The following is an 885-nucleotide window of genomic DNA, read 5'->3' as shown; positions in this document are numbered from 1 at the left end:
GCTCGGCCAGCCGGTCTGGCGGCCGGGCTCGCCGGCGGGCTACGACGACATCGCCGCGAGCTGGGCCGCGCCCGATGCGCTGGTGCGGCGCGTAGAGTTGGCGCAGCGCCTGGCGGCGCGTGTCGGCGATCGCCTCGATGCGCGCGAACTCGGTCCCAGGCTGCTTGCCGGCACGCTGTCGACGCCGACCGCCGGCGCCATCGCCCGTGCCGAGAGCGCCCAGACCGCACTGGCCTTGCTGCTGGTTTCGCCCGATTTCCAACGGAGGTGATGTCCATGTTTTCCCGCCGAGATTTCCTGCGTGTCACCGCCGGCGCGGGCGCCATGCTCGCCTTGCCACGCCTCACCCTGGCCAGCGTGGATTCCGACCGGCGCTTTGTCTTCGTCATCCAGCGCGGCGCCGCTGATGGCCTGAACACCGTGATCCCCTATGCTGATCCCGGCTATGCGCGCCTGCGCGGTGCGCTGGCCATCGATGCCGCGCAGGCCACGCGGCTGGACGGCATGTTTGCGCTGCATCCCGCGCTGGCGGAAACGGCGCGCCTGTATGGCGCCGGCCAGGCGCTTTTCGTGCAGGCGGTGGCGTCTCCCTACCGCGAGCGTTCGCACTTCGACGGCCAGAACGTGCTGGAAACCGGCGGCAATGCGCCGTACCAGGTCAAGGACGGCTGGCTGAACCGGCTGGTGGGCCTGCTGCCGAGGCGGGCCGACAACGCCATCGCCTTCGCGCCGACCGTGCCGGCGGCGCTGCGCGGGCAGGCTGAGGTCGCCTCCTATGCGCCATCGGCGCTGCCGGCCGCGCCGGACGATCTGCTCGCGCGCGTCGGGCAGCTTTACGAGATGGACCCGCAGCTGCACCCGCTATGGAATGCCGCGATGCAGGCC

The 885-nt window shown here is 71.6% G+C and carries 2 protein-coding genes; both read left to right on the top strand.

The window, feature by feature from the left end; translation table 11 throughout:
• The coding region (locus P3W85_RS33595; protein ID WP_276267923.1) for a DUF1800 family protein at positions 1-271 on the top strand (271 nt) is incomplete at its 5' end.
• Between the two features lie 5 nt (positions 272-276).
• The coding region (locus P3W85_RS33590) for a DUF1501 domain-containing protein (protein WP_430869671.1) at positions 277-885 on the top strand (609 nt) is incomplete at its 3' end.

It is taken from the genome of Cupriavidus basilensis (assembly GCF_029335485.1).
Lineage (GTDB): Bacteria > Pseudomonadota > Gammaproteobacteria > Burkholderiales > Burkholderiaceae > Cupriavidus > Cupriavidus basilensis_E.
The sequence above is the reverse complement of the archived record's forward strand: the minus strand, read 5'-3'. Positions and strand labels throughout refer to the sequence as shown.